The sequence below is a fragment of the Armatimonas sp. genome, from assembly GCF_031410135.1.
Lineage (GTDB): Bacteria > Armatimonadota > Armatimonadia > Armatimonadales > Armatimonadaceae > Armatimonas.
The window spans coordinates 1-8,427 of the sequence record NZ_JANNYP010000436.1 but is presented as its reverse complement, the minus strand read 5'-3'; the positions used below and the strand labels follow the sequence as shown (position 1 = coordinate 8,427).

The window sequence follows — 8,427 nt, the reverse complement described above, 5'->3', positions numbered from 1 at the left end:
ATGGCACGCCGGAGATAGGCACGCTGGGGTTCATCTAGGAAGACCAGCTCTTGAGGCGTGCGACGCGCCAGAAGCCGGGTAAAAGTCACGAAGAGGGCTTCCTGAAGCTCGAATGTCATTCGGTTCGCCTTACGGTGCAGGTTACGGCGGCCCTCAAGACGAGGGAGCTTCTCCAGTGCCTCCCCTAGGGAGAAAAGTTCGGGGAGAATATCCTGAGGAGCCTCAGAAAATGCGTCTTGGAGCTTTACTCCCTGATTTACCCACTATTCTGAGAGAGATGTCTCAAGCCACCATAGACGCTTATCCCAGCGCCGCCGCCTCGCTTCTTGACTAGTTCTACGAGTAAACTCCGGGAGCTGTTGCTGGAACCAGGAGAGATCGCAGGTCTGCTGAGGGGGCTGAATCATAGGATTTTAGTATACCCACCACAAATCTCTATTCGTCAAAAAAGGCTCGTGCAAGGCGCTCTCCTTCGGGAGTGAGGCGGTAGTTTTTTGCCTCCACAGTGGCGATCCCGGCAGCCACTATCTCGCGCAGGTGGTGGTAGAGTGAGCCGGTGGCGAGACCGACGGTTTCTCCTAGCTGGGAGGGTGTCTGTGGGCCTTTTGTTAAAAGAGTCTCGATTAGCTTGGCACGAGAGAGCGGGGAGAAGGCGCTGGCCTTTCGAGCCACTTGCTCCGCGCTAGAGCCCGTTCCCGAGTGAATGATGCTCTTTGAGGACTCTTTAATAGCCTCAATCTCTTCACGGAGCGCTGCCAGCTCACCCAGCACTTCTGCTAGGTCACCCTTGCCTTTTTTGTTTTCTTTACCAGATTTGCCTGCCATAGCCCTAAGTTTAACAGAGACTTAACGCCTTTGGTAGGGAATGCGGGATAATAGAGGCGTAATGGCCCAAGAAACCATCTTAGTTGTGGACGATGAGCCGACTCTCATCGAGGCGATACGCTATAACCTAAAAGCGCAGGGGTTCACGGTTCTGACGGCGGGAGATGCGGATGAAGCTCTCCAGCTTTTTCGGAGCCAGCGTCCCGACTTAATCGTGCTGGATGTGATGCTACCCTCTGGGAGTGGCTTTGATATCTGTCGTTTGATCCGTCAGCAAGGTGAGCGAGTGCCGATTCTGATGCTCACGGCACGTATCGCGGAGAGTGACCGAGTGCAGGGTCTCGAAATTGGGGCAGATGACTACGTGGTCAAGCCCTTTGGCATGCGCGAGCTTGTGGCGCGGATCAAGGCGCTGTTGCGCCGTGCAGGGAGCGAGGGCGAGAGTAGTGTCGTCGGGCCACAGCTCGTCTCCGCCGCGCTAGACTTAGTCGTGGATTTAGAGAAACATGAGATCACCCTTAAAGGTAAGCCCGTAAAACTGGCACGAAAAGAGTACGACCTCCTTGTTCTGCTCACGGCGCACCCCGGAAGAGTCTTTGACCGAGCCGCACTGCTGGATCGGGTCTGGGGAACAGGTGAGGTAGTGGAGGAGCGCACGGTGGATGTCCATATCCGCTGGCTAAGAGAAAAAATCGAGCCGAGCCCCTCCAGTCCGGAGCATATTCTGACCGTTCGCGGTGTGGGATACAAGTTCCAACCATGAGCAAGCGTCTCGAACAGCTCGCGCTTCTCGTGCCAGATGGCCTCCTGCGCGTCAATGACAACAATAAAATTCTCTATGCCAACGAGGCGGCTATTGGGTTTCTGACAGTGGATGGGAATGTCAAGCGTGTTGTGGGCCGCTCGCTCCTTGAGGCCACACACCAGCGAGTGCTGGTTGAGCTGGTCGAATCCGCGCGAGCAACAAAAAGCCCTCAGGAAGCGGAAGTGCGCCTCGTCAATGGGAAAGAGCGCTTTGTGAAGGCCCGTGTTCTAGGGCTTTCCTCAGGAGAGGTCATGATTCTCTTTTCGGATCAAACGGAGCTGAGTCGGCTACGAACGGTGCGGACAGAGTTTGTGATCAATGTCTCCCATGAGCTGCGAACTCCGCTTGCCTCGATTCGTGCGATGGCAGAAACTCTCCAAGATGGGGCCCTCAACGACCCTGAGGTTAGTGAGAAGTTTCTGGGAAATATTGTCCGTGAAGTGGACCGCTTAGTCCGTCTCTCCGAAGACCTGACATTTCTGGCACGCTCCGAAACACTGGCTCCCGCACGCGAGCGCTTCGATCTGGGAGACTTGCTCTACGATATGGCGGAGCGCCTTGCCACCTACGCAGCTCGTCGCAAGGTAAAGGTCATCCTGCCAGAGACAATTCCGACTCTGGAGATTGAGGCAGATCGCAGTGAGCTGGAACAAGTCTTTTTTAATTTATTCGACAATGCTATCAAGTACACCCCCTCAGGAGGGAGTGTTGAAATGACGGTGGTGCGAGAGAAGACAAACCTCATCGTCACCGTTGCGGACACCGGTATTGGGATTTTAAAAGAAGATCTCCCGCGTATTTTTGAGCGTTTCTGGCGGGCGGATCGGGCGCGAAAGTTCCCTGGCGAAGCCGGAACAGCAACGGGGGGAACGGGACTGGGCCTTTCTATCGTAAAGCATATTGTTGAGGCCCATGAAGGAACCATTGTCGCCGATAGCGAATTGGGAAGGGGGTCTCGCTTTACCGTGACACTACCTCTTGCCAAATCGCTATGAACGACCAACCTATTCCCTTAACTGACCAGCTTGCCAATATTAGCCCCACGATCGTGGTGGCGGTGATTGCGGGCTTTACCGTGCTACGCCTGATGATGTCCAAGCTCCTTCATGAGAGCTGGGCTCGCACGCTCTCCGAGATCTGCGACACAGTGACGTTTGTACTGGCGCTGGCTTTTCTCCTGATCCGGCCTTTCGTCGCGCAGGCATTCTATATTCCCTCTGAGAGTATGGTACCGACCCTGCAAATTGGGGATCGTCTAATCGTAGATAAGATCTCGTTCCGCTTCCATGATCCCGAGCGCGGCGATATTCTGGTATTTGCTGCTCCTCCTGAGGCCACGGGAAGCCCAACTCTGGAACAGGACTACATCAAGCGCTGTATTGGTCTGCCCGGCGAAAAAGTCGAAGTTCGTGGGGCGAAGCTACGGGTTGGTAAAGAAGTCTTTGAGGCGCAGGGGGAAGATACCAACGCTGATGTGGCCCACCAAACTCTACGTGATCGGCTTGGGATCAGCCGTGAGAAGTCTGTCAAGTTCTTCAAGGACTATGTCTTAATCAATGGCACGGAGAAACTGATGCCTCAAGACATCGCGCGCCAGTTTGGTCAGCCGGGTGCCGAAGTCGAACTGACTCCGGGAGTTGCCGTCATCAATGGCAAGCCGCTAGAGGATACCTATACCAACGAAGACCCTGGCTACAACATGAACGAGCTTGAGATTCCTCCAAGCAACTACTTCATGATGGGTGACAATAGGAACCGCTCTGCCGACTCCCACGTCTGGGGCAAGCTTGAAGGCCGCCGCATCGTCGGACGGGGCATCGTCACCTTCTGGCCCCTCACCCGCCTAGGACGCTTACGCTAGCGACTTCGATGCAATCGGCGAGGGGCTGGAAAGTCCCTCGTCTTACTTTAGAACTCGGCAGCGTTCGGCGAGAATAATGCCGCGCAGGTGGTCTACGGCGTTTTCGAGGCTGTCATTGACGACGGCGTAGTTGTAGTGTGGCTTCTGGGCCAGCTCGTTGCGGGCATCGAGCAGGCGGACTTTAATCTGGTCTTCCGTCTCGGTGCTACGGGCGCGGAGGCGTCTCTCTAGCTCCGCGAGTGACGGTGGCTCTAGGAAGACGAGAATCACGTCCGATGCTTTTTTTCGTACGGCTAGCCCGCCCTGAACGTCTATTTTCAGGATCACATCGTGGCCTAAAGCGCGGTTTTCTTCCACCCAAGCACGGGGGGTGCCATAGAGATTCCCACCGTTGACATGGGCATACTCGAGAAAAGCATCCTCGTTCACCAGGTTCTCAAACTCGGTTACGGAGAGAAACTGGTACGGATTGCCGGGCGACTCTCCGGGGCGCATTGCCCGCGTTGTTGCCGTCACACACACTCTGACATCGGGCTGGTGTTCGAGAAGCCCCGCAAGAACCGTGTCCTTGCCCACCCCCGACGGCCCCGAGACCACAAATAAATTTCCTTGTCGCACAGGCTATTGTATCGTGGCGATACAATAGAGGCGTGCATGATGTTTTTGAGGCGCGGCTGGTGGAGCGGTTTCGGCAGGGGGATGCTCGCGCGATGGAGACACTCTTTGAGCTCTACGCCGACCGAGCACTGGGTCTGGCGATGCGCCTCACGGAGACGCGGGAAGATGCGGAGGAAGTGGCGCAGGAGGCATTTGTGCGGGCGTTTCGCAACGCGCGTCAGCTTACGGGCGGCCACACGAAGCGCTTTGGTCCCTGGCTCTTTGCCATCGTGCGCTCAATTGCCGCCGACAAGCGCCGCCAGCTCAGGCTCCCAACCCTCTCGCTAGACACTCCCGCAGGCGCGGCTCTGGTGAGCCTAGCGCGGACGGAGGAAGAAGCCCTGCGTCGGGCGGAGCGCAAGGCGCTTCTGGACGCACTGGAAGCACTCTCTGAGGAGCACAAGCTCGTGCTGACTCTCTGCGATCTGGAGGACGTTCCCCACGCAGAAGCCGCTGAGGTTTTGGGGCGCTCTGTGGCCGCGACTAAGTCGCTACTCTACCGCGCTCGCCGCACCCTCCGCGATGCGCTCCTTGCGAAGTCGTAGCCCACGTGCATCTAAGTGCGCAAGAATCAACGCCACGCTCTGCTCCGCCGTTTGGCTCTCGCTACTGACTCTCACCTCTGGGTTTTCGGGTGCTTCGTAGGGATCAGAAACCCCGGTGAAGTGCGCCAGCTCGCCTGCCAGCGCCTTGGCATAGAGCCCCTTCACATCGCGCCGCACCAGCTCGGGCAGGCCACAGTCCACGTGCACCTCGACAAATCCCGCCCCAATCCGCTCCCGCGCTAGCTTCCTAGCCTCGGCGTAGGGCGAGATCGCGGCCACAATCACGTTTACGTCGTTTCGAGCCAGGAGCTGTGCCACAAACGCAATCCGCGCCACATTGGTATCCCGATCTTCCTTCGAGAATCCCAGCCCCTTGGAGAGGTTCTCTCGCACCGCATCGCCGTCGAGCACTTCGAGCTTGCCAACGCCGCGCGCCCGCAGCGCCTCCGCCAGCCCTCGCGCAACCGTGGTCTTCCCCGCGCCACTCAAACCCGTTAGCCAGACGACGAAGCCACCTGAAGCCCGAACCCACCCGCCTCGTTCCTCGGCACCCTCCCTCAGGGCAGGGAGGGTTAGGGAGGGTTTTCCAGCCCCTTTGTCTCCCTCTTCCCTGCCCTGAGGGAAGGGGGCTGGGGGGATGGGTTCAAAATGCGGGATGGGTTCGGGCTTATGAGATGGGTTCATTTCTTATGCCTCGCCAGTAGTCGCTTCATAAAGACCTCGTAGCTCAGGCTCAGACCATTCTCCTTAATGGGATCGTGCCCCCCGCGCAAAGCAATCTCATTTGTGTGCCAAGCTATCAGCTCTGCCAGAAGCGCGTCGCGAATTTCTATGTGCGCGTCGGCGACATTATGATCTTCACTCGGGTCGTTTTCGAGATCAAAGAGCAGGGGGGCGGGATCACGGGGCGTGCCGTGCAGATGCGGCAGGGGCATTCCGTGCGCAACTTCGACAATCGGTTGGATAAGCTTCCACATCGGCGTGCGGATCGCAATTGAAGCCTGCCGCGACGACTCGACACAAAAGACGCGCTCCCGGCCCGTAAATTCGTCGCCGCGAAGTGCGGGGGCGAAACTCTGGCCCGTGAGTGTGTAGCCTGTAGGTAGCTCCCAGTCACAGAGTGCGGCGAGGCTTGGCAGAATATCTTCTGTGGAGACAAGGGCACTTGTGCGACCGGGTAGGGTGCCAGGAACCCTGGCCATCAGGGCGATGTGCGTGACGGCATCATAAAGCCCGTGGTGGTCGAAGTGAATCTCGCCCTCACCGAATGCCTCGCCGTGGTCGCTCATGAAGATAAAGATCGTGTCGTCCCAGAGGTTCTCGTGCTTTAGATGTGCGATCAGCCGACCGACTTGCACATCCACATAGGAAATCTCGCCATCGTAGAGCGCCATGTAGGCCGCGTAGTCGTCGGGGTGGTCGCACTTCATCTCGCCCAAAAACGCCTTGTAGTACTCCGGCGCGTGTGCGTAGACCTCATCCATCGAGTAGAGTGCGCTGCCCGGCGCATAGTGCATCGTGTTGAACGGAGCGGGCGGGCCGTAGGGCGTGTGCGGGTCCCAGAGGTGGCAGTAGAGAAAAAACGGCGTTTGTTTGTCTTGCTCGTCCACAAACTGGATCGCCCGATCGATAAGCTGCTCGCTCTGGTTGGTGGAGGGCGCGTAGAGAAACCCCGAGTAGTGGTCAAAGCCTCGCGCAAACCACGAGCCCTTGCCGCCGCCCTGAATGACTAAGTTATCGATCCCAATGGTCGTCCAGCCCGCCTTTTGCGCCAGCTGCGGCAGGGTTTGGACGCTCGCCGCGACCCGCTGCTTCTCCCCGATATGAGCCACGATTCCGTGGCGCAGGGGATGCAGGCCCGTGAGCATCGTCGTAAACGATGGCATAGTCGGAATGCCCGCCGCAATCGCCTGCTCAAAGACGACCGATTCTGCCGCCAGCGCATCGATCGCAGGCGATGTGTTTTTATCATAGCCATAGCACCCGAGATGATCGGGCCGCAGGGTGTCTATGGCTAAAAGAACGACATTCATAACCTCTCCTCCCCAGCCCTCCTCCCCCGGGCACTCGTTCCTCGTTGGGGAAGGAGGGGGCTATAGTGCGGATGCACCCCTTTCCCAGTGAGGTACGAACGCCCGGGAGAGGGGCTAGGGGAGAGGTTGCTCACTTCTTCTCCACATATCCATGGAGCGGTTTGCCTGATTTCTGATCCGTCGCAGAGTTGAGCTCCTCGGGTTTGGGGATATTGGCGGCCTCTCTCGCCTTACGCAAATGCAACGGAGTCGCGCCCGCACCGGGCGTCTCGCCCTCAATGGGTTTACCGATCTTGCTCCCACAGCGACCTTGCACAGGAACCGGGTCCTCCGTGCGGCCTGTCTCGGCGAGGCGCTTGGCTACCCAGGCATCCAGTCGGCCTTTTAGTTCCGCGACAATCTCCGGATGAGTTTCGGCAAGGTTGACTTGCTCGGTGGGGTCGGCCTCTAAGTCGAAAAGTTCTTGCAGGGGGCGGTTGTGCGGGTCGGGCTCGAACGAGTGGATGAACTTCCACTTGTTGTTGCGGTACGCACGCTTGACCTCCCATGTGGCCTCGCTGAGGAACAGCTCCTCGTAGTTACCGTCGCGCTCCCCGAAGATGCAGGGCAACAGGCTCTTGCCCTCCAGCTTCTCGGTGTCGGGGATTCCGGCCAGCTCGAAGAACGTCGGTAGGTAGTCCAGGTTCTGCACAAAGCCGGGGACGCGCTTGCCGGCGGGGAGCTTGCCGGGCCAGATCAAGATCAGTGGGATATGGACGTTGCCCTCGTACAAACCATGGTGGTCGTAGAAGCCCAGCTGCTCATCGAGAATCTCGCCATGGTCAGCGGTAATCACGATCAGGGTGTCGTCCTTGATGGGCTCCAGCGCCGCAAAGAGCCGCCGCAGCTGCCAGTCCATGTAGGCCGTCTCCGCATCGTAGAGCGCGTTGACATAGCTGCTATCCGTGACGCCGGGCATCCAGTCGTGGAAGTACCACTGGAACATCTCGTCGTTCCAGGCCTTGTCCATCGAGTGGTTGTTGGCATCGTAAGGGTCGGCACCTTCCGGGTAGAACATCGTCCGAAAGTCCGCGGGTGGCAAGTACGGGGTGTGTGGGTCCCAGTAGTGCAGAAAGAGGAAGAACGGCTTCTCTTTATCAGCCTTCAGCTCTGCCAGCACAGGAAGCGCCGCATCGGTGATATGCTCGGCGCGACGTAGGGTCAGCGGGTCGGAGCGATCCCAGTTGGGGGAGATGTAGGTATCAAAACCCCGGTTAAAGTGCCGCCCCATCGTATCAATCGCCGCCGTGTTCCAGCCGTGCTCTTTGAGTATCTCCGGCAGGAGCTTTACGCCTTCCTCAATGGGGACGCGGCCACCGATATTGACGATGTTGTGGGTGATGGCCTCTTTGCCCGTGAGCATCGTGGTAAACGAGGGATGTGTCGGGATATTGGGCGCGTAGCAGCGCTCAAAGACCACGCCCTGGGCGGCAAGGGTATCAATAATCGGCGACGTGTTCTTTTCGTAGCCGTAGCAGCCGAGGTGATCGGCGCGCTGGGTGTCGAGTGCAATAAAGACAATATTCATAAGTGTTTTCTCTGTTGCCCTCCCTCCCCCCGGCCCCCTCCCTCCCGATAACGGGAGGGAGGGGGAGACGCAGAGGGAGCTGGGCTGATTCCCCTCCCCAACCCTCTCCCATTATTGGGAGGGGGTGGCGAAGA

Annotated in this window: 10 protein-coding genes; 4 read left to right on the top strand and 6 right to left on the bottom strand. The window is 58.2% G+C overall.

What is annotated here, in order from left to right:
* Window positions 1-263 precede the first annotated feature (263 nt).
* Complete coding sequence (locus RMO15_RS16080) at window positions 264-407, bottom strand: hypothetical protein (protein ID WP_309714460.1); 144 nt, start codon at window positions 405-407, stop codon at window positions 264-266.
* A gap of 28 nt (window positions 408-435) precedes the next feature.
* A complete protein-coding gene (locus RMO15_RS16075; RefSeq protein ID WP_309714459.1) occupies window positions 436-825 on the bottom strand; it encodes a winged helix-turn-helix domain-containing protein in 390 nt (129 codons plus the stop codon).
* A gap of 61 nt (window positions 826-886) precedes the next feature.
* Between RMO15_RS16075 and RMO15_RS16070 the strand changes: the two genes are divergently transcribed.
* The 3 genes from RMO15_RS16070 to lepB are packed head-to-tail and all read left to right on the top strand — an operon-like array spanning window position 887 to window position 3,491.
* Window positions 887-1,588 (top strand): response regulator transcription factor, encoded by a 702-nt coding sequence (locus RMO15_RS16070; protein WP_309714458.1) that lies wholly within the window; start codon window positions 887-889, stop codon window positions 1,586-1,588.
* A complete protein-coding gene (locus tag RMO15_RS16065; protein ID WP_309714457.1) occupies window positions 1,585-2,625 on the top strand; it encodes an ATP-binding protein in 1,041 nt (346 codons plus the stop codon). The genes RMO15_RS16070 and RMO15_RS16065 overlap by 4 nt, the downstream gene beginning before the upstream one ends.
* The gene (gene lepB, locus RMO15_RS16060) at window positions 2,622-3,491 is read left to right on the top strand and encodes a signal peptidase I (RefSeq protein WP_309714456.1); all 870 of its coding nucleotides are present in this window, start codon (window positions 2,622-2,624) and stop codon (window positions 3,489-3,491) included. The genes RMO15_RS16065 and lepB overlap by 4 nt, the downstream gene beginning before the upstream one ends.
* 42 nt (window positions 3,492-3,533) lie before the next feature.
* Here the strand turns inward: lepB and gmk are convergent, their stop codons facing one another.
* Complete coding sequence (gene gmk / locus RMO15_RS16055; RefSeq protein WP_309714455.1) at window positions 3,534-4,109, bottom strand: guanylate kinase; 576 nt, start codon at window positions 4,107-4,109, stop codon at window positions 3,534-3,536.
* A 32-nt stretch (window positions 4,110-4,141) separates the two neighbouring features.
* Between gmk and RMO15_RS16050 the strand changes: the two genes are divergently transcribed.
* Window positions 4,142-4,693 (top strand): sigma-70 family RNA polymerase sigma factor, encoded by a 552-nt coding sequence (locus tag RMO15_RS16050; RefSeq protein WP_309714454.1) that lies wholly within the window; start codon window positions 4,142-4,144, stop codon window positions 4,691-4,693.
* On the opposite strand, the gene cysC is transcribed toward RMO15_RS16050, so the two are convergent.
* From cysC to RMO15_RS16035, 3 genes are all read right to left on the bottom strand, one after another.
* On the bottom strand, window positions 4,640-5,377 hold the full coding sequence (cysC, locus tag RMO15_RS16045) for an adenylyl-sulfate kinase (RefSeq protein ID WP_309714453.1): 738 nt from the start codon (window positions 5,375-5,377) through the stop codon (window positions 4,640-4,642). The genes RMO15_RS16050 and cysC overlap by 54 nt on opposite strands.
* Entirely contained in the window at window positions 5,374-6,726 is a 1,353-nt protein-coding gene (locus tag RMO15_RS16040; protein ID WP_309714452.1) for a sulfatase, read from the bottom strand. The genes cysC and RMO15_RS16040 overlap by 4 nt, the downstream gene beginning before the upstream one ends.
* A gap of 130 nt (window positions 6,727-6,856) precedes the next feature.
* On the bottom strand, window positions 6,857-8,293 hold the full coding sequence (locus tag RMO15_RS16035; protein ID WP_309714451.1) for a sulfatase: 1,437 nt from the start codon (window positions 8,291-8,293) through the stop codon (window positions 6,857-6,859).
* Window positions 8,294-8,427 lie beyond the last annotated feature (134 nt).